General features: G+C 26.9%; 17 protein-coding genes. 14 read left to right on the top strand and 3 right to left on the bottom strand.

Annotated elements, in window-relative coordinates; all coding sequences use genetic code 11:
• Positions 1-199: 199 nt before the first annotated feature.
• The gene (locus tag Q3304_RS06270) at positions 200-1,324 is read left to right on the top strand and encodes an amidohydrolase family protein (RefSeq protein WP_407814628.1); all 1,125 of its coding nucleotides are present in this window, start codon (positions 200-202) and stop codon (positions 1,322-1,324) included.
• Positions 1,325-1,461: 137 nt separating this feature from the next.
• On the opposite strand, the gene Q3304_RS06265 is transcribed toward Q3304_RS06270, so the two are convergent.
• Positions 1,462-2,412, bottom strand: a complete 951-nt coding sequence (locus tag Q3304_RS06265) for a CotA family spore coat protein (RefSeq protein ID WP_054270101.1) — start codon at positions 2,410-2,412, stop codon at positions 1,462-1,464.
• Positions 2,413-2,663: 251 nt separating this feature from the next.
• On the opposite strand from Q3304_RS06265, the gene Q3304_RS06260 reads away from it, so the two are divergent.
• The 12 genes from Q3304_RS06260 (at position 2,664) to Q3304_RS06205 (ending at position 18,615) form a co-directional block, all read left to right on the top strand.
• Entirely contained in the window at positions 2,664-3,458 is a 795-nt protein-coding gene (locus tag Q3304_RS06260) for an ABC transporter ATP-binding protein (protein ID WP_054270102.1), read from the top strand.
• Positions 3,459-5,525, top strand: coding sequence for an ABC transporter permease subunit/CPBP intramembrane protease (locus Q3304_RS06255; RefSeq protein ID WP_054276572.1), 2,067 nt, complete (start codon positions 3,459-3,461; stop codon positions 5,523-5,525).
• Between the two features lie 701 nt (positions 5,526-6,226).
• The gene (locus Q3304_RS06250; protein ID WP_407814629.1) at positions 6,227-7,768 is read left to right on the top strand and encodes a putative bifunctional diguanylate cyclase/phosphodiesterase; all 1,542 of its coding nucleotides are present in this window, start codon (positions 6,227-6,229) and stop codon (positions 7,766-7,768) included.
• Between the two features lie 302 nt (positions 7,769-8,070).
• The gene (locus tag Q3304_RS06245) at positions 8,071-8,439 is read left to right on the top strand and encodes a GntR family transcriptional regulator (protein ID WP_054270105.1); all 369 of its coding nucleotides are present in this window, start codon (positions 8,071-8,073) and stop codon (positions 8,437-8,439) included.
• Between the two features lies 1 nt (position 8,440).
• A complete protein-coding gene (locus tag Q3304_RS06240) occupies positions 8,441-9,166 on the top strand; it encodes an ABC transporter ATP-binding protein (RefSeq protein ID WP_407814630.1) in 726 nt (241 codons plus the stop codon).
• Positions 9,160-9,924: an ABC transporter permease gene (locus tag Q3304_RS06235; RefSeq protein WP_407814631.1), complete on the top strand. Its 765-nt coding sequence runs from the start codon at positions 9,160-9,162 to the stop codon at positions 9,922-9,924. The genes Q3304_RS06240 and Q3304_RS06235 overlap by 7 nt, the downstream gene beginning before the upstream one ends.
• 248 nt (positions 9,925-10,172) lie before the next feature.
• The gene (locus tag Q3304_RS06230) at positions 10,173-11,423 is read left to right on the top strand and encodes an MFS transporter (protein WP_407814632.1); all 1,251 of its coding nucleotides are present in this window, start codon (positions 10,173-10,175) and stop codon (positions 11,421-11,423) included.
• Between the two features lie 199 nt (positions 11,424-11,622).
• Positions 11,623-12,507, top strand: a complete 885-nt coding sequence (locus Q3304_RS06225) for a mechanosensitive ion channel family protein (RefSeq protein ID WP_407814633.1) — start codon at positions 11,623-11,625, stop codon at positions 12,505-12,507.
• A 286-nt stretch (positions 12,508-12,793) separates the two neighbouring features.
• On the top strand, positions 12,794-14,239 hold the full coding sequence (locus Q3304_RS06220; protein WP_407814634.1) for a cell wall-binding repeat-containing protein: 1,446 nt from the start codon (positions 12,794-12,796) through the stop codon (positions 14,237-14,239).
• A gap of 289 nt (positions 14,240-14,528) precedes the next feature.
• Positions 14,529-15,146 (top strand): PepSY domain-containing protein, encoded by a 618-nt coding sequence (locus Q3304_RS06215; RefSeq protein WP_407814635.1) that lies wholly within the window; start codon positions 14,529-14,531, stop codon positions 15,144-15,146.
• A 107-nt stretch (positions 15,147-15,253) separates the two neighbouring features.
• A complete protein-coding gene (locus tag Q3304_RS06210; protein ID WP_407814636.1) occupies positions 15,254-17,785 on the top strand; it encodes an FAD-dependent oxidoreductase in 2,532 nt (843 codons plus the stop codon).
• A 209-nt stretch (positions 17,786-17,994) separates the two neighbouring features.
• Positions 17,995-18,615 carry a TVP38/TMEM64 family protein gene (locus tag Q3304_RS06205; RefSeq protein ID WP_054276579.1) on the top strand — a complete coding sequence of 207 codons (621 nt, stop codon included), beginning with the start codon at positions 17,995-17,997 and terminating at the stop codon, positions 18,613-18,615.
• Between the two features lie 134 nt (positions 18,616-18,749).
• Here Q3304_RS06205 and Q3304_RS06200 read toward each other — a convergent pair whose 3' ends face one another.
• Positions 18,750-19,286: a metal-dependent hydrolase gene (locus Q3304_RS06200; protein ID WP_054270113.1), complete on the bottom strand. Its 537-nt coding sequence runs from the start codon at positions 19,284-19,286 to the stop codon at positions 18,750-18,752.
• 112 nt (positions 19,287-19,398) lie between these two features.
• Complete coding sequence (locus tag Q3304_RS06195) at positions 19,399-20,103, bottom strand: superoxide dismutase (protein ID WP_054276580.1); 705 nt, start codon at positions 20,101-20,103, stop codon at positions 19,399-19,401.
• A gap of 172 nt (positions 20,104-20,275) precedes the next feature.
• Here Q3304_RS06195 and asnB point away from each other — a divergent pair, with 172 nt between their 5' ends.
• On the top strand, positions 20,276-22,159 hold the full coding sequence (gene asnB / locus Q3304_RS06190) for an asparagine synthase (glutamine-hydrolyzing) (protein ID WP_407814637.1): 1,884 nt from the start codon (positions 20,276-20,278) through the stop codon (positions 22,157-22,159).
• The last annotated feature ends 109 nt before the right edge of the window (positions 22,160-22,268 follow it).

Here is a 22,268-nt window from a genome sequence, read left to right as displayed (position 1 = left end):
TATAAATGCAAGTATAAATATACTAAAAGAAGGATTAAGGCTAATAACAGTTTAAAATAGATAACTTATGTAAGAACCGTAGGAACTATGGGGATAGCCTGTGGAGAATTGGTAAGACATATTTCAGTATGCAAAATTCTATGAAGCAGGAACCCTGTGACTTTAGTCATGGGAGGTTCAGGGAACAGGAAATAGCATTATGAAAAATAAGGGGGTAATTATTGAGGGAGATACTATAGTTGAAATTGAAGACATAAGAACAGATTTGGATGGATATGATGTATATGATTACTTAGATAAAACTGTTATGCCAGGAATTATGAATTGTCATGTTCATTTGACAATGGAGCCAGTTGGAAATCCAAAAGTTTATTATGAGAATGTATCAGATGTAGAGCTTGTGGTAAATACAATAAAACAACTTGATGCTTACTTGGATTCAGGAGTAACATATATTAGAAGTTTAGGTTGTCCTAAATATGTGGATGTACAACTTAAAAAACTTGTAGATAAAGGGTCTATAGATGGTCCTGGTATAGTTGCTTCAGGTCCAGTTATATGTATGACAGGAGGACATGGATATTACTTTGGGATTGAGAGTGATGGTATAGATGAATGTAGAAAATCAGCTAGAACAGTATTAAAGAATGGAGTAGACTGTGTAAAGATAATGGCAACTGGAGGTGTAACGACTGATGGTGTTGAGCCAGGCTCACCACAATTGACTTTGGAAGAAATGAAGGTTGCTGTAGAGGAGGCTGTAAAAGCAGGAAAAATAACTGCTACGCATGCACAAGGTAGAACTGGTATAAAAAATGCAGTACTTGCAGGAATAACTTCTATAGAACATGGTGTTTATTTAGATGATGAGATAATTGATTTGATGCTAGAAAGAGAAACATACTTAGTTCCAACTGTGGCTGCTCCATATTTTATTCTAAATGCAGGAAAAGAAAGTGGAATAACTGAGGCGACTCTTAGAAAGTGTGAAATTGTCGCTATTCCACATAAAGAATCATTCTTAAAAGCGTATAAAAAAGGAATTAAAATTGCAGTTGGCTCTGATGCAGGAACTTCTTACAATGAACACGGGAAGACATATTATGAAATGAAACTAATGTCAGATTATGGTATGGATAATATGGATGTAATAGTGGCTGCTACAAAAACTGCATCTGAACTTTTAAGAATTGATAAAAATTATGGAACTTTAGAAAAAGGAAAGAAAGCAGATATTATAGTTGTAAATGGAAATCCTATAGATAATATAGATGTATTAGCTGATGTATTAGCAGTATTTAAGCTTGGTAAAAAAGTTAGATAGAAGTCAATATAAAAATAAAAAAGAGCGTCTAAAGTTATTTTTACATAGACACTCTTTTTTATTAACAATAATCAAATATTTTATATTTTAAAAACTATATGCCATTTTATATTTAAATATAGTACTTTAAAATTGTTTTATGCAATATAATCTATAGAATCTACACATACAAAGTATATTCTTGAGTCATTAGAGTTTCCAAGTACTAAAACATCATTTTTCTTACCTAAAACTTCAACACCAGTTAGAACTAAACTACCAGCTACTACAGTAACTTGATTATTTATTTTAGAAGTATAAAGGTTGTCAAGTATACCTTTATTACAACAACAATCATCACAATCACAGTTGCAATTACAATCTTTATATTGTTTTTTATCAAGATAATATCCTAAAGCTGCCACAAAATCATTATAATCTCCAGGTGCAACATTAAAAGCAACAGCTTTAAGAGAACATAATGATGCTAAATCTACAGTTGTTAGTGGATTGATTGTAGCAACTATATAATCAATTATATCATCAAGTATTGAATTTAATATACCTCCTAGGTCTATATTAGCAGGTACTGCTGCCTCTATAAGAGCAACTAATTCAGCTATACCTGGAATAGTGCCAATTGAACTAACTAATCCGCCAAGTGTCAATGGAATTGGTTTAGGATAATATATTTGACCAGATATATCTATTAAATCGCAGTTACAAGCTGAAAATCTTTTAAAAGTAGCATTAAGTCCAGATAGATTATCTTTTGGAGGTAGAGAGTAATCTATACCTACTAAATAAGCACCAACTATAAAGAAATCTGAAATAAAAGCAAACTGATTAAAATTAACAAAAGGTCTTATAGCATCATATCTTAAAAGTTCTAATGCATCTTTCATACTTTTTTTGCAGCAGCAATGTTCAGCTACTTTAGGTTCTTTACATTTGTTTGGATAATTATAGTATCTATCCTCTGTTTGATAATTGTCATAATATCTATCCTCTATTTGATAGTTGTCATAATATCTATCATTTGTATTTATATAACCTTCTTCATATTCTTGAGAAAATCTAAAATTTTCTCTACATTTATTATTTTCCATTAAATGAACTCCTTTTATATTTTAATTTGAATATATAGATGATTAAGTTTATCTATATAGTAATATTATATTTAATATGTAAAAAAATGTTACAAAATATATTATAAAAGAATAAAAGAAGGTAATTTGTCAAATGATAGTATGAATTTCTAGGGATACTCTATTTTAAAACAAAAAACTTTATATAAAAAAGGTTTATATGTTATATTTATATAAATATATCTATAAACAAGAAGGGAGCAATTTAATAAATGATTGAGGTTAATAAATTATGCAAGTCTTTTACAAGGGTCGTAAAAGATGATAAGAATAAAAATTCAATAAGAAAGTTAAAGAAAATAAAAACTAGAAAAGAAGAGTTTCTTGCTGTGAATAATGTTTCTTTTAAAGTTGCAGAAGGAGAGATTGTGGGAATATTAGGTCCAAATGGTGCAGGAAAAACGACTTTGCTTAGAATGTTAGGAGGAATATTAACACCAACATCAGGAGATATACGTGTTTCTGGATATGATTATTCAATAGATAGAAATTCAGCAAAAAAAGAAATAGGATATTTGTCTGGAAACACAAAGTTATATGGAAGACTTTCTCCTAGAGAGCTTCTAACAACTTTTGGAAGCTTATATGAAATGACAAAAGAAGATATAGAAGAATCGATTGAAAATGTTATAAAAATAATGGATATGAGTGAATTTATAGATAATAGAATTGAGAATCTATCAACTGGTCAGACTCAAAGAACGTCTATAGCTCGTTGTTTAATACATTCTCCAAAGGTGTACATTTTTGATGAACCAACATTAGGGCTTGATGTTTTAAGTAGTGCATCTATAATAGACTTTATGAAGAATGAAAAACTAAGAGGTAAAACAGTTCTTTATTCAACTCATTATATGGAAGAAGCAGAAACTTTATGTGATAAGATTTTTATGATTCACAATGGAAAAATAATTGCATCAGGAACACCAAATAGTTTGAAAGAGGAATCTGGAGTAAACAACTTGAGAGACGTATTTATAAAACTTGCTAGAAAGGAGGAAGTTTAGATGAGAAGTAAGATTGTAAAATACATATTTAAAAAAGAAATGTTGGATATATTGAGAGATAAAAAGACATTATTTATGATGATTGTTTTACCACTTCTTTTGTATCCTTTACTTATGCTATTAATGATGCAGGTAATGAATATGTCTGCAAATAGTATGAATAGCAAGGATATTAATATAGCCTTTGATAATAAACCAAATAAAGTATTAGTATCGATGATTGAAGATAATAATTTAGGTAAAGATACTGAAAGCAAAGATAATGTAAATGATAAAGGAAAAATAAGAATACTTGATGTTGATGATTATAAAAAGTCATTAGAAGAAAATAAAATTGATGCTTATATAAAGATAGAAGAAAAACAAGCATCTACAAGTTATAAAATATATATGAATTCTTCTCAAGAAAACTCTTCTAATGCAGTAAAGAGAATAGAAACTGTTTTAGATAAATACAAAAGACTTACTGTAGAAAAAAAATTATCTGATAAAGGTTTAGATGTACAATCTACATTAGAGCCTTTAACATATAGCACTGTAGATGTTGCAAAGACAGAAGAAGTAGCAGGCTATTTTTTAGGACAAATATTGCCATTCATACTGATAATAGGAGTCTTGCTTGGTTCAATATATCCAGCAATAGATGTTATGGCTGGGGAAAAGGAAAGAGGTACATTAGAAACTCTATTTACGCTTCCAATATCAAATTTAGAATTGGTTATGGGAAAATACATGGCTGTTTCTCTTAGTGCAATAGTAACAGCAATTTTAAATATTTTATCTATGGGATTGACTATGGCATTTATTTTAATTAGTGGAGGTCTTAGCAGTCAACTTGGCTTTGGAAATTTCAATTATGGAGATTTAATTTTACCAATTGTAACTACTTTAATCTGTATATGTCTGTTTTCAATGGTAGTAGCAGCAATAAGTATGTGTGTATGTTCACTTGCAAAAAGTTTTAAAGATGCTCAAAACTACATAACTCCTCTTATGTTAATTATTATGATACCATCATACGTCTCTATGATACCAAATATAGTGTTGGATAGGGTAACATCTGTAATACCTGTGGTAAACATATCACTACTTATAAAAAGTGTATTATCTTTTAAAAGTGATTTAAATTTAATAGCTTTAGTTTTGGTATCAAATATAGCTTTTGTTATATTGGCAATCATATTACTATCTAAGATGTTCAATTCAGAGGAAATACTTTTTGGTAATAGTAAGAGTTTTTCTTTTTTAGAGAAAAGATGCAATATAAAAAAAGGCTCTATACCAACTATAAGTGATGGTATTATTTTATACGCAGTGGGATTAGTTCTTTTAATTTATGTTGGTTCTTTAGTACAAATTAAATTTGGTATGGGTGGTATCATAATAACACAATTTATGATAATTTCATTACCATTAATATTTGCATACTATATTAAAGCTGATTTTAAAGAAGTGTTTAGCTTGAGAGTTCCTAAGTTAAAACATATACTTGGCAGTATTGTACTTTGGATTGGTGGATATATTCTTATTATGATTATAACACAACTAATTTTATTCTTGTTTCCTCAAAACATGGAAGTTGCTGAAAGTTTAAACGAAACCCTGTTTATGAAAGATAAGTTTTTATTAAATTTACTAACAATAGCTTTATTGCCAGCTATATGTGAAGAAATATTTTTTAGAGGATTTATATTTTCTTCATTTAGTAAATCAAAAGATAAGAATAAGTCTGTTAAGTTAGCTATAATATGTAGTGGAGTATTATTTGGTATTATGCATATGGATTTTATAAGAATAATTCCAACCTCTATACTGGGTATTATATTTGCATATAGTGTATATAAATCTGGTTCCATATTTGTATCAATGTTATTACATTTTTTAAATAATGGTATAGCAATTGTAGTAAGCCATTATACAACTGGAAATGTAGCCAATCTGTACAAATTTATTGAGGTCGATTTTGCCAATTTAAATATACTTAAATTTGTCTTAATTCTTTTAATAAGTTTTATATTAGTTGCATTGGGAGTAAGAATTTTATATAGAAAATCTTTAAAAAGTTAAATGTAGATTTACTATATATATTAAATATTGATTAGCACTAAAGTATATAAATATATCTTATATATAAAATACTTTAGTGCTATTTTATATATTCTCTTTATCTTTTAATTATATAAACTCTTTATTGTTTCATTTATATAATATTTTCATTATATAAATGAAACAATAAAGAGTTTTAATTTTATAGATTTATAGTTAAAAAATCAATTATGAGGAGATATATTAAAAAATTTAAATTAGATATTTTTTAATTTACTTAGGGATAAAATTTAAAAATTAGTTTGTCGAAATAAATATAGAAAGAAAAAACAGAAAAAATAAAGTATGAATATGTTGCAAATACTATATTTTGGGAAAAAGTAGTCATTTCTTGTAAAATGGATAGTTTATATTTATTTTAAATTTCATGAAATTTTCAGTTACTATAATTATAGAATGTAGTATATTAGTTGTCTTAACTATTGATTTATACATTTCATATCGGTATAATATAAAATAAATTGGATTATTTTGGTATATAATTATTGATAAAAGATACTTATTTTTCTTCAAATTATCTGAAAAATTTTTATTTTTATATTATAATTTTACTATTTTCTTTTCAAAACTATCCATTTTACAAGAAATGGAAACTTTTGGGATATACTTATTTGCTAATGGTTTATAATAAAATAGAGGTGTTTTAATGGGAGGAAATTTTTATGAGGAATTTACAAAAAAAATTAATGTTTTTTTTATTTATATGTATAATTTTACAGATTATACATACAATACCAGTTTATTCTTTAAATGAATTTTATCAAAATAACTCCCTAAGCAACTTTGAATCTATTATGTTTAATAATCAATTTATTAGCAAATATTCATTACAGATAATATGTATTATGACTATGATATGTATAATGCTTGTACTATATATAATATATGATAAATTAAGGTTTAGAATTAAATTGCAAAAGGTAGCTTATACAGATGGTCTTACAGGAGCAAGTACTATGGATAAGTTTGTGATTGATGCTAATAAGATATTATGCAAAAATACTCAAGAGAAATATGCTTTATTGTATATAGATATTGATAAATTTAAATATATAAATGACCTATTTGGATATGAAATTGGAAATGAAATTTTACGTAACTTAACTAAGATTATTAAAAATAATATATTTGAAGATGAGATATTTGCAAGAATATCTGCTGATAATTTTACTATAATTATGAAATACATAGAAGAAAAAGATATAACAAATAGATTGAACATTATATTTGAAGAACTAGATTTATTTAATAATAATCAAGAGGAAAAGTATAAACTGGTTTTGAGTTGTGGAATCTACTTTATACTTTCAGAAGATAGAGATATTAATTCAATTATAGATAGGGCTAATATACCTCATAAAATGGCAAAAGGAGGACATAAAAGTTCCTATGCATTTTATGATAATAAGATTCATGACCAAGAAATAAAAGAAAAAGAGATGGAAAATACGATGTTTTCAAGTTTGGAAAATAAAGAATTTATTGTACATTTGCAACCAAAAATAGAACTTGATACAGGAGAAATACAAGGTTCAGAAGCTCTTGTTCGATGGAAAAGTTCTAATAAAGGTTTAATACCTCCAAATGAATTTATTCCATTTTTCGAGAAAAACGGTTTTGTAATAAACTTAGATTTATATGTACTTGAAGAAATATGTATACAGCTTAGAAAATGGATTGATGCAGGTATAAATCCAGTTACTATTTCGGTTAATGTCTCAAGGATACATTTATATTGCAATAATTTTATAGAAACATATAAAAATATAATTGATAAATATGAAATACCTGCAAAGTATATAGAACTTGAACTTACAGAAAGTATTATATTTGATAATTTTGACATCTTAATTGATATAATGAATAATTTAAAAAAAATAGGATTTTTGATATCTATGGATGATTTTGGTTCAGGGTACTCATCATTAAATATGTTAAAAGAAATTCCTATGGATATTTTGAAGCTTGACCAAAAATTTATTATGGAAACTTATAATAGCAATAGAAGTAAGATAATTGTTACTAAAGTTGTAGAAATGGCAAAAGAATTAGGCATGAAAGTGGTATCAGAGGGTGTTGAGACAGAAGAACAGTTTCAGCTCTTAAAGGAAGTAAAATGTGACATGGCACAGGGATATCTGTTTGGAAAACCAATGCCAATTGAAGAATTTGAAAAATTGATTATGTATAGCTCAATAAAATAGGAATTAATCTATATTATAAAAAATCTAATAAATTATGTTAAAAATGAACTCTAATACAGTGTTCATTTTTTTGTGAGCTTTTTTATATACTTTTTTAGATAGTAAAATTATTTAAGATTAAAAGGAAATAATTATAGCTTTGATTATAGATATATAGTATCCATTTTTATAAAAGCATAGTATGAAAAAAATATACAAAAATATTTTCATAATTTTATTTAAAAGTGATTGACATATAAGTTGTATTATTATATTATTGTATTAAGTTATTAATACAATAATATAAACAAGGAGGTATAAACATGGAATGGGAACTTGATAATAATAAGCCTATATATATACAATTAGTAGAACATTTAAAATTGAAAATAATTTCAGGTGAGATTGAAATAGGATCTAAACTAGAAACAGTAAGAGCACTAGCAGAAGATGCTGAAGTAAATCCAAATACAATGCAAAAAGCTCTAACAGAACTTGAAAGACAAGGATTAGTTTATAGCCAAAGAACTAAAGGAAGATTTGTAACAGATGATAAGGAAAAAATAAAAGCTATGAAAGCGGAAATAGCTAATGTTGAGATAAATACATTAAAAGAGACTTTAGAAAAACTTGGGTATGATAAAGATGAAATGTTAAAACTTATTACAGAAAATTTGAAAGGAGAATTATAAAATGGATAAAAATATAAATAATATTTCTCAAGATAGAATAGTTGAATTTAAAGGTGTAAATAAAAGTTATGGAACTAAAAAGGTTTTGAAAAATGTTGAATTGAATATACCAAAGGGAAAGATAGTGGGATTGTTAGGTCCTAATGGAAGTGGCAAAAGTACAATGATTAAGCTAATAAATGGATTATTACAGCCTGATAATGGTGAAATTGTAATAAATGGAATGAAACCATCAATAGAGACTAAGAAAATAGTATCTTATTTACCAGAAAGAACTTATTTAAATGACTGGATGAAGGTATCAGATTTACTGAAATTTTTCTATGATTTTTATAGTGACTTCGATGTTAGAAGAGCAAATGAGATGATTAAAAGTTTAGATATTGATGTGAATGAAAAACTAAAAACAATGTCTAAAGGAACCAAAGAAAAGGTTCAACTTATCTTAGTTATGTCAAGAAAAGCAAGTATATATATCCTGGATGAACCTATTGGTGGTGTTGACCCAGCTGCAAGGTCATATATACTTAAAACTATATTAAAAAATTATTCTGAAGATAGTACTTTACTAATCGCTACTCACTTAATAAGTGAAATAGAGAATATATGTGATGAAGTAATATTTATATCTAAGGGACAAATAGTATTGCAAGGAGATGTTGAAACAATAAGAGAAGAAAAAGGAAAATCTATAGATGCATTATTTAGGGAGGAATTCAAATGTTAGGTAAATTATTAAAATATGAATTAAAGGCAAGTGGAAGAACATTTATACCATTATATATAGCTATATTGGTAGTAGCTGTATTCAATGGAATATTTATAAACACAGATATATTCCAAATACAGGGAATAGGAATACTGGTATTGATGAGTCTTTTCATGGCATTAGGTGTTTTAACTATTGTAGTTACAATTCAAAGATTCAGAAAAAATCTTTTGGGTGATGAAGGGTATTTAATGTTTACTCTTCCTGTTAGTACTAGTTCACTTATTTTATCTAAATGTATAACAGCACTTATATATGCTGTACTTAGTTTTATAGTTGCAATGTTCACATTTGGAATGCTTATGCTTTTTAGTGCTTCTGGAATACACTTACCTGAATTTTTAGATTTTTTTAATACTGTTTTTACAAAAGGTTCTGAATATTTTTTAGATGTTGTATTATTTTCAGTAACAATGCTTATTTCATATTCATCATTTATTTTGTTATTATATACATCAATTTCAATGGGTCAATTGCCAAGATTTAACAAGCATAGAAATATAGTAGCATTTGTTTCTTTTATAGCTATAAATATAGTAATATCAAGTGTTGGAAATGCTATAGAAAGAATTTTACCACATAAAGATACAAATATGATATACCATTTTTATCAAAGTCCTCATTTTGCACTCGCAATGCTTGGGAGTATTGCAGTTGTAGTAATATTATTTTTCGCTACAAAATATATATTAGATAAAAAATTAAATTTAGAATAGATATTTTTATAGAGAGCCATCTTTTGAGTAATGTTCAAAGATGGCTTTTTATATTTAAGGAGTTAATTTATATATATAACAGGAATGAAACTTTATTTCTAGTTAAATATGTATATATGTAGTATAATGAGACTATATGTTAAAATTTGTAATAAATAGATGTATACTTGATATAATTACTTAGAAAGCATGAATTTTATAGAGTATATCAAGAAAATTTAAAGCTATGTAGATTTGAGGGAGAAAATATGAAAAGTTATACAAAGGCTAAATGGAGTGTTTGGGGCATAATTACATTTTCATTCATTTTAGTCTTATTTTTAAGGATGTCAACTGCTGTTGTTTCAGATAATTTATCAAATGAGTTAGGTTTTAATTCTATACAAATTTCAAATATAGCATCTTTTTGCCTCTATGCATATGCATTTATGCAAATACCAGCAGGAATCTTAATTGATAAATATGGAGCAAGAAAAATTAGTAGTCTTGGAATAATAATGGCAAGTTTAGGTTCTATTTTATTTGGATTGATTCAAAGTATAGAGTTAGCATATATTTCTCGTATAGTTGTAGGTGCAGGGACATCAGTAATATTGCTTTGTATTTTAAAAATTCAGGGTAGATGGTTTAATAAATCAGAATTTGCTTCTGCAACAGCTAAATTTTCATTTGTAGGGAATTTAGGGGGAGTTCTTGCTACTTTTCCACTTGTATTTCTATCTGAATTTGTTGGCTGGAGAAATTCATTTTTATTGATAGGCATAATTGGTGTTGTAATCGGATGTTTTATGTATATTATTGTTAGAGATACTCCAAGAGAATACGGATTCAATATAGATATGGAACCTAATGAAGAGCCAGAGAAGATTGGTATTGTTGATGGAATTAAGTCTGTTATAAAAAATAAATCAACATGGTATAACTCAATGATAATGTTCTCTTTTGTAGGTCTGACAAGTGCATTTACAAGTCTATGGGGAGTGAAATACATAATGGATGTTTATGGGGTTAGTAAGAGTTTTTCTGCATTTATAGTATCATTTTTTACATATGGATTTATATTTGGTTCAATAATTATGGACTTTGTATTTGCTAAAATAAGCTCTAGTAAATTTAATATAATCAAATATGGAGCAATAATAGATTTATTTATATGGATTCTAATTGTAGTTGTATATAAAGTAAAACCACCAATAATGATTTTACCAATAGCATTTTTTATTATGGGATGTATAGTTATGTCTCATTTACAAGTTTTCAATGATGCTAAGTATAAAAATAAAGAAATTTATTCTGGATTGGCAACTAGTGTCATTAATACTTTCGAATTTATAGGTAGTGGTATTATTAATTTAATTATAGCAGTATCTTTGCAAGTAAATTCATATAATGTAGTTGATGGATATAAAAGAGGATTTGTGATATTTATAGTACTCAGTATTATAACTATAATAGCATCTCATATAGGTGTAAAAAATGATAATTCTAAGACTGAATAGAATATTATTATTGATTCAATTTAATGCAATATTTTGTAGATAAAAAAGAATTTATATTTATTACAAGGATATATACCAAGATATAATTGGAATATAAATCTTGTTTACTATGTCGAAATGATATTGTATTATATTAAATAGAAAATAAGAACTTTAAACTATAATATTGGTTCTAAAAATATAAAGTAAGGAGTTTTTTATGGATACGACAAAAATAGATGATATAAGCAAGTTGGATTTAAACAATCTAGATATTAATAAAATGGATATGGGAGGTATAATGGAAAGCTTTTTAGAATGGGCTACTACAAGTGGAGTAAAACTTATAATAGGTATACTTATACTTTCCATTGGATTTAAAATAATAAAGAAATTTGTAAACCATGTAATGTTATTACTTGGAAAAAGGGATATTGATTTAACCCTAAGAAGGTTTTTGAAATCTCTTCTTTTAAGTGTGCTTAAAGTTGCTGTTGTAATCATTGTTTTAGAATATTGGGGAATGAGCTTATCTAGCTTTGCTGCTGTGATAGCATCAGCAGGGGTAGCTATAGGTTTAGCATTACAAGGTAGTTTATCAAATTTTGCTGGAGGATTTATCATACTTTTGATTAGACCTTTTAAAGTAGGAGATTACATAGAAGCAGCAGGTCATGGAGGAACAGTTGAGCAAATAGGACTTTTTTATACACAATTGGTTACTCCAGATAATAAGCAGATACTTATACCTAATGGCTCTGTATCAAATGATAGCCTAACAAACTATTCAGCAAAGAATACTAGACGAGTTGACTTAACTTTTAGTGTAGGATATGAAGATGATATAGTACAGGTGAGAAGAGTATTGAAAGAGATTGTGAATAGCCATAAATTAATAATAAATGAACCAGAATCATTTATAGGAATAGTGGAACATGGAGATAATGCCATTAAATTTGCTGTTAGAGTTTGGTGTAATACAGAAGATTATTGGACAATTTATCTTGATTTATTGGAAGAGGTTAAAGTTAGATTTGATGAAGAAGGAATTACAATTCCTTATCCTAAGATGGATTTAACATTAAGAGAGCTAAAAAGAATTTAATATTATAAAGTCAAGGCACCTTTAGATTTAATCTTTGGGTGCTTATTTTTCATTTTTTTCTTATGAAGGCTGATTTAATATCTATAAGAATCTTATGTTTTGACTTAAAACAATTAACTACTTATATATTATATATAAGAGTTTTTTATATTTTATTAAAAAAATATTTTGTTTTTATACAATTTAATGTCGTTAAATGATTGGAAATAGTTTTTGTTTTCGACAACATATAATATGTGCTTGTTATACAATTTAATTATGAAGTATTAATAAGGGGGGAAATATTGTGAAATCAAAGAAATTATTATCGTTAGGGATAGCTATGTCAATGTTTGTTGCTGGTTGTCCTATATCTGCAAATGCACTTGATAAAATTGATAAAATTCAAGGTGCAGATAAATATGAAACTGCTGGACTTATTGCAGATAGAGAAAACTATACTACTGCAATACTTGTAAATGCAGATAGTACTATGGCTGATGGATTAAGTGCGAGTGGTCTTGCAGGAGCAACAAATGCACCAATTCTTTTAACTAAAAAGAATAATATACCAAGTGCAACTATGAAAAGAGTTGAAAAAGCTAATAAAGTGTACATAATTGGTGGTGAAAGTTCTATTGATAAAGCAACTGAAAACGTTTTGAAAGGTAAGAATATAGAAGTTAAAAGACTTCAAGGTAGTGATAGAATTAAGACAAGTTATAATGTAGCAAAAGAAATAGGAGCTATTAACAAGGTTAGTAAGGTTATATTAACTAATGCTTTTAAAGGTGAACCAGATGCTATGAGTATTGCATCTGTAGCTGTTAGAGATAAAGCACCTATAGTATTAACTGATGGAAAGAGTGTACCATTTAACACTACTGGAACAGAAAGTTATATAATAGGAGGTACTTCATCAATGAGTGATAACTTAGTAAATGATACTAATTCAACTAGATTGGGTGGAGTAGATAGATATGATACTAATAAGAAGATAATAAATAAGTTCTATAATGGAGCAAAAGAGTTTTATATATCTAGTGGAACAGATTTAGTGTATGCACTTGCTGGCTCTACAATAGCTAAAAATACTCCAACAGTTTTAGTTGATGATAATAGCAATAAGGCTGTATTAAAAAGTGCAACTAAAATAACAGCAATAGGAAATCTAAATGATAGTATATTACAGCAGTGTTTAAATGTAACAAAAAATATAGGAAATTCAGATACTGGAAAACAATATACAGTAGAGGATGCTGCTAATGCTGTGAAAAAATTGCTAGGTGTTGATAAACTTTATTATAATGAAAATTATCCAGAAGATGAAGACTTAATATTTTTATTAGATACTAGCTTTGAATATTCAGGAAAACAATTCTACGTATTTGGTTATGTCACAGAGAATTCTGAAGGTGATGTTAGATATTGTGTAGAGAAAAATGATATGAGCAAAGTATATACATACAATGTTAGTGGCATTATGGAAGTATGTAACCCAGCTGACTATGAAAATAGAAAAATGATAACAGAAGATAAAGCAAAAGAATTAGCATTAGCAGAATGTGCTAGAAAGCATAAGGTTAGTGTTAATTTATTAAGAGTAAATACTGCTTATATCGATGATATTAATAATATAAAAGTATATGTTGTAAGAATAGATTCAAAGCCACAACCAAAACAGACTTATGGATGGTATTTCATAGATGTTTATAGTGGATATGCTTATAAAGATATTTGGAATAACATTTAAAAAAGTATTTTTAAAAATAATTACAAATATATTCCTTCTGTAAAAGATAATAAAGCAATAATTAAAAGTATTAATCGAATAATTTTATAATTACAATAAAGCATTCTCATACTGGAGAATGCTTTATTTATACAAACAACATATTTTGTTTTAGTAAATTTATTTTAGTAGATATAAATTTTATAGTCTAAAAACTAGCAAAGTAGGAAGTAAATTTAATATAAAAGGGTAAATAAAGGGTTTAGAGGGCATAATATAGAATAAATTAAGTATTTAAGGAGGTTTTTTTATGTGTAAAAAAACATATTTATTAGTAGTAAGTATACTTGTTGCAGGTTTATTGACTGCATGTAGTGGAAATCCAACTACAGATTCAGGACAGGCACAAGATAATACGAAGAAAGAGACAAATGCGTCAAATAAGGATTTAAAAGATGAAAAAAATAATGAAAATTTGAATGAACAAGATTTTAAAGTACCATACACAGATGCAGTAAGCATATTTAAAGATAAGTATAAAGATGCTGATATAGTAGATTTAAGCCTTGAAAGAGACTTAAATAAATTTGTTTATACTGTTGAAGGTGTAGATGATAATAATGAGTATAAGATGAAAATAGACGCTAATACAAAAGATGTACTACAGGATAAAACAGAAAAATTGGATTCAGAAGATTTAAATGGAGCAGCTAGAAAAGAAAAATTAGACTTAAATGATATAATAACACCTCAAAAAGCTATGGAGATTGCATTAAAAGAACAAAATGGAAGAGTAAAAAAATGGAGTTTAGATAAAGATTTAGATGTTACTTTTTATAAAATAAGAATAGATGAAGATAAAAATGAATATGACATAAAGGTAGATTCTAAAAAGGGAACTATATTGGAGGTAGAAAAAGAAGATTAGAAGCTTTAAATTACTTTTGTAATAATTTCTTTTTTAAATAAAATTTGTTTAAAATATAACAAGCAGGGTATAAAAAGATTAAATAACTATTTTAGGAGGAGTACGGTATGTCATTGAAATCATTAAAAATAAAAGAAAATTTATATTGGGTAGGTTCACTTGACCCTGACTTAAGAGTATTTGACATAATTATGTATACACCTTATGGAACTACTTATAATTCATATGTATTAAAAGGAACAGAAAAAACGGTTTTATTTGAGACAGTTAAAGATAAGCATTTTGACAATTATATTGAACGATTAAATGATTTAAATATAGATTTTGAAAAAATAGACTATATTGTTGTAAGTCATACTGAACCAGACCATGCAGGAAGTGTTGAAAAACTTTTGGATTTAGCTAAGAATGCAAAAGTAGTAGCTTCAGAAACTGCAATTAAATATCTTAATGAAATAGTAAACAAAGATTTTGAGTATATTGCAGTTGCAGATGGAGATACATTATCAATTGGAGACAAGACTTTAGAATTCTTCTCTGTTCCTATGCTTCATTGGCCAGATACTATATACACATATATTAAAGAAGACAAGACTCTTGTAACATGTGATTCATTTGGTAGTCATTATAGTAATGATAAGATAGTAAACACACTTGATGAAGACGAAGAAAAGGATTACTTAGATGCTTTAAGATATTATTATGATTGTATAATGGGACCATTCAAGCCATCTATGGTAACTGCTATAGAAAAGATAAGAGACTTAGATATAGATACTGTATGTCCAGGTCATGGACCAGTATTAACTGAAAATCCTAGAAAAATTATAGACCTTTATTATAACTGGAGTGTAAATGAACAAATAAAATTAGAAAAAGAAGTTACAATTTGTTATGTTTCTGCACATGGATATACAAAGATTATGGCAGAAGCTATAAAAGCATATATTGAACAAAACAGCAATTATAAAGTAAATTTATTTGATGTAATAGAGAATAAACAAGAAGATATTTTAGCAAAGATAGCAGTATCACAAGGTGTATTGTTTGGTACACCAACAATATTAGGAGACGCATTAAAGCCTATATGGGATATTTTAGTATCCTTAAATCCAGTTATTCATGGTGGAAAGGTTGCTTCAGTATTTGGTTCATATGGATGGAGTGGAGAAGGTATAGAAAATGCTATGGAGAGAATAAATCAGCTTAGAATGACAGCTGTAAAACCATTTGCTGTTAACTTTAAACCATCAAATGAAGAGTTAGAAAAATTACATTCTTATACAGGTAAATTCTTGGATAAATTAAATTCTACTTTTGGAAGTAAAAAGAAAACTAAGAAATTTAAATGTGTAATTTGTAATGAAGTATTTGAAGGGGATAGTGCTCCTAGTGTATGTCCTGTATGTGGAGCGAAAGAAGACCAATTTATAGAAGTTGAAGAAGATGAAGTTACTTTTAGAAAAGATACTGATGAATATTTTGTAATAGTAGGAAATGGAGCAGCTGGTTTTTATGCAGCAGATGCTATAAGAAAAAGAAATAAAACTTGTAAGATAACTATGATTTCTAATGAAGATGAATTAACTTACTATAGACCTGCACTTTCTGATGGCATAAATGAAGAGCTTGGTTCAGATTTTTATATGGAAGATAAAGCTTGGTATGACGAAAATAATATAGTAGTAATATTAGGAACAAATGTAGATAAGTTAGATGAAGTAAATAAAACTATTATAGTAAATGATGGTGCCATTAAATTTGATAAACTTGTAATAGCTACAGGAAGTAGAAACTTTATACCACCAATTAAAGGGCATGATTTGGAAAATGTGTTTACTCTTAGAAATATAAAAGATTTATACAGTGTAAAGGAAGCCTTAGAAAAATCTAAGAAAGTTGTGGTAATTGGTGGAGGTCTATTAGGACTTGAAGCTGCATGGGAATTTAGATTAAAAGGATTAGAAGTAGTAGTAGTTGAAGCGATGGATGGTATACTATCAAAACAACTTGATAAAGAAGGTAGTAAAATATTAGAGCAATGTGTAAGAGATACAGGAATAGATGTAAGATTAGGTGTAGCAGTTGATGGTATCGATGGAAATGGAAAAGCACAAAAAGTTATATTCAAAGATGGAGATAGTGTTGAATGTGATATGGTAGTATTTTCTATTGGTGTAAGAGCAAATACACAAATAGTTCAAGATACATCTGTAAAAACTGACAGGGGTATTGTTGTAGATAAGACATTACAGACAACTGTTAAAGATATATATGCTTGTGGAGATGTTGCACAAGTAGAAAATACTAGTTTAGCAATATGGCCATCCTCAGTGGAAATGGGAAAAATAGCAGGTGCAAATGCAAGTGGAGATAATTTGACATTTGAAAGTGATGTGTATCCAGTTTCATTAGATGCAATGAATGTAAAAGTATTTAGTATTGGTAATATACAAAATTTTGATAAAGAAATTTCATCAAAAGATGAAGGAAAGAGAATATACAAAAAATTATTTATTAAAGATGGTTCATTAGTTGGAGCTATACTTATAAATGATTTAAGTTGTACTGTTAAATTGATAAGATTAATATCTGAAAAGGGTGATTTTGAAGATATTATGAAAGCAGATATACTATAGTTTAAATATAAGACCGAAAAAGTCTTAAAATATGACAATTCATATTTTAAGACTTTTTTGTTATAATATATAATAAAATAATCATACCTTAACTGTAAATTTATATAGATTGTTTACTTTTTAATGTTAGATTCCTTTTTTGAGATTGGTATATAATAACAATATAGAGTATATAATAATAGTTAAAGTTAAAAAAGGGGAAAAGCAATATGCAGTATATACAAGAATTACTTGATTTGACTCAAAACTATTGGGTACTAGCTACAATAATTGGTTTGTTAAGTGCATTTATAGAAAGCTTTATACCAGCCCTACCACTTGTTGCCATAGTTACAGCAAATGCTGCAATACAAGGGTTATTTCTTGGATGTTTGTTATCATGGATTGGCTCAGGACTTGGGACAACCTCATTATTTTTATTAATAAGCAGATTTAATGACAGTAAGCTTTTTAATAAGTTGAGAAATAGTAAAACTGAAAGGGCAATAAGTTGGATGGATAAACAGGGATTTAAGTTATTGTTTATAGCATATGCCTGTCCATTTATGCCTGGTTGTTTAGTTACTATTGCATCAGCTTTTGGTAAAAAAGATATAAAAGATTTTGTGCCAGCAATGTTGGCAGGCAAATTTGTAATGTTTATAGTAATAAGTTATGTGGCAAGTGACATAGAAGGATTTATAACAAGTCCTTTAAAGATAGCATCATTTATATTGCTGGTGTTTTTATCATGGAAGATTGGAAATAGAGTCAATAAAAACCTTGAAAATCATAATTATGAATTTCATCATAAAAAACACAATGATGATAGAGATAATAGAAAAATTTAGTTTTCTAAAAAATAAAAAGTATCAAAAAATAATTAACTTACAAAGCATTATTTTAAGATACTTTTTATTTTTTTGTTTATTAGGTACAATATCTTTTAAGAACTATTAAACAAAATATGAGTTGACAAACGTAACTATAGTAAAATATAAAATTGATATCCAATCAAAAAAATAACTATGAAATTTAAGAGCTTAGATATGAATTTTTCTGTTTTTGAGTTAGTTTTTATAGGGAGTAAAGAAATGTTTATGGTAATGGGGTAAAACAGTTCAATACCTTCTTTAGTAATAAGGTCAAGGCACAGGTGAGATAGATATCCTATTATAAATCCACTAGACAAACATGAGAAAACTATATTATTGTGAGTAAAGATTGTTAGAGATTTAAAAAAACTATAAAGAAGCAATAAAGCAATTAGGCTATGGGTAAATCCTCTATGTCTAAACCTGCTTCCAAATAATTTGTATATCAATATAAATTTTTTACTTATATGAGAACCTCGCATATCTATATCTGGAAACAAAGACCCTAAATATGCAAAATAAATATAAACCATAATTAATACTATTTTATATGTAATATCGTATTTGACTAGATATATATTGTTTATAAAGGGGAGTATCAAAAGTGCAAATATATATCCTCCCCTTTCATGTGTTTCTTTTATCATATAAAAATCCTCCTGAATCGTCACTATAAACATAATATTGGTAAATTTAGACTATCTTTTATTCTATTATATAGCAAACATAAGTTTTTTTCAAAAGGATTTTAATATTTAATTAATCTTGAGATTTTAAATTTTTATAGTTTTCTAAAGCTCCATTCCAATTTATTACATTAAACCAGTTGTCAATGTATTCATTTCTTCTATTTTGATATTTTAAATAGTAAGCATGTTCCCAAACATCAAGTCCTATTATAGGAGTTAAGTTTTTACTTATAGGACTATCTTGGTTTGAAGTAGTTATAATGGATAATTTGCCATCCTTAGTAGCTACAAGCCAAGCCCAACCAGAACCGAAAACATCTAAAGAAGCTTTTTTGAATTCTTCTTTAAATTTTTCAAAAGAACCAAAGTCTCTATCGATTGCTTCTTTTAAAGATTCAGAAGGGATAGTTTTTTCAGGAGTCATTATATCAAAAAAGAATTTATGATTGTAAGCACCTCCTGCATTGTTTCTTACTGCTGTAACAATATCTTTAGGCAAAGAGTCTAAATTTTGCAATAATTCACATAAAGAATAATTGTAAAGCTCAGGATATTTTTCAAGAGCAGCATTTAATTTATCAACATAAGCTTGATAGTGTTTATCATGATGCAATTTCATAGTTTCTTTATCTATATAAGGTTCAAGTGCATCATATGCATAAGGTAATGGTTTAACCTTAAATTTATTGTTTTCAGGTGTAAAAGCAAATGAAGTTATACACTGTGAAATTATAAATAAAGACATAATAACTGGTATTAACATTTTTTTCTTCATAAAAATCACCTCCTAATATAGTATTTCTAGAAATAAAAAAAATATGAAAGATTAGCAAATAATTTATAAAAATTTGATAGTAATTTTCTTTTAAATTGAATAAGTTTTAAATCTAAAGACAAAACTATGAGATATAGAACAAGACTAAAAGATAGGAAGGAAATTTGATAGTATGGATGGCAATATTTCAATTTATTATAAAGGAGATATATCTAAAAAAGAAGATATTAAACTTAAAAAAAAAGAGTCTATAAATAATATTAATAATGTAAATCTCGATGGTAGAGAAAAATTTAAAAATGATGAAAAAACTTTTGATTTTGAGAGATTTGATGTAATAGATGTTATTTGTGGGAATAAACCATTTGAAAAGGATGGAAAAGTTATTGTTTTTAATGGAAGTATATATAATTGTCATGAAATAAAAGCAGAATTGATTGAAAAAGGGCATACTTTTACTACTGATGATGATATTGAAATCTTATTGGCATCTTATATAGAGTTTGGTAAGAATTGTGTACATAAGATAAAAGGTATGTTTAGCTTTATAATATATGATAAAGCAAATGAAAGTATATTTGGAGCGAGAGATTTATTTGGAATAAAACCACTTTATTATATAAATAATGAAAAATCAATCATTTTTGCCTCAGAGTATAAATTTATGCTTGAATATATAAAAAATCTAAATATAAATGAAAGAAGTTTGCAAAGCTATTTTTCATTTCAATATGTACTTCCTGAAGATACTATGATACAAGGAATAAGGTTGATACCAGCAGGTCATTTTTTTAGAGTGGAAAATGGAATATTATCTTTAAAAAGATATAACAAACTTGAATTTAGAAGTAGTACAAAATTTTTTTATACTAAGAATCATTTAGGAAATAGAGATATAAGCGAGGAAGATGTAAGAAATGTGATAATGGATTCAGTAAAAAGTCATATGATAGGAAATAGAGCAATTGGAACATTTCTATCTAGTGGTATAGATTCATCTATTATAACTACTTTAGCTTCACAAATTAATCCAAATATAAAATCCTTTTCTGTAGGATTTAATGTTAAAGGATATAGTGAGTTAGAAATAGCAAAGAAAACAGCTGATAAGTTAGGTATAGAAAATATCCAAATTAATATAACACAAGATGAATATATAAAAGCATTACCAAAAATAATTTATTCTTTGGATGACCCTGTAGCAGACCCTTCAGAAGTAGGACTTTATTTTCTAATCAAGGAAGCAGGTAAACATGTTGAAGTAGCATTGTCAGGAGAAGGTGCAGATGAATTATTTGGAGGATATAATATATATAAGGAATATAATAATATGAAATCCATTGTAAATTCACCTACGTATGTTAAAAGTATCTTAGGAAGAGTTTCAGAACTTATGCCTAACATGAAGGGAAAAAATTACTTTTATAGAGCTACAACACCACTAGAAAAAAGATATATAGGAAATGCAAAGATTTTTGAAAATAGTGAAGTAAAAAATTTCTTTTATAAATATAAAGAGAAAAATATATATGAGTACTTGTTATCTAACTTGTATAGAGATGCACAGAAGCATAATTATGATTATATAAGCAAGATGCAACATATAGATATGAATACATGGCTTCAGGGTGATATACTTCAAAAAATGAGTAAAATTTCTATATGTGAGCAACTTGAACTTAGAGCTCCATTTTTATATAAAGATGTATTTGATGTAGCAAAGAACTTGAGGATGGATCAAAAGACAACAAAGAGTAATACAAAAGTTTTACTTAGAGAAGCATTTAAAGATATAGTTCCAGAACATGTTATCCAAAGAAAAAAATTAGGCTTTCCAACACCAATAAGAATTTGGTTAAAAGATTCTTTAGGAGAAGTTGTAAAAGAAACTATTTCTAATTCAAATGTAGATGATTTTATAGATAAAAAATATGCAATAAATCTTTTAGAGGAACATTTTAAAGGACATAAGGATAATTCAAGAAAAATATGGACTATATTCATCTTTTGTATGTGGTATCAAATATTTATGGAAGATAAAAATATTAAATACTAATCTTGTGTTAGATTTTTCTTGTATTGTATTTTAGAAATAGCCAGAACTAAATTTCTGATATATATTATTATCAAAAACTTAGTTCTGGCTATTTTATTAAAAGTTTATC

It is taken from the genome of Clostridioides sp. GD02377 (assembly GCF_045899875.1).
GTDB lineage: Bacteria > Bacillota > Clostridia > Peptostreptococcales > Peptostreptococcaceae > Clostridioides > Clostridioides difficile_A.
Note: the sequence above shows the minus strand (reverse complement) of the source record. Positions and strands in the feature narration are given on the sequence as shown.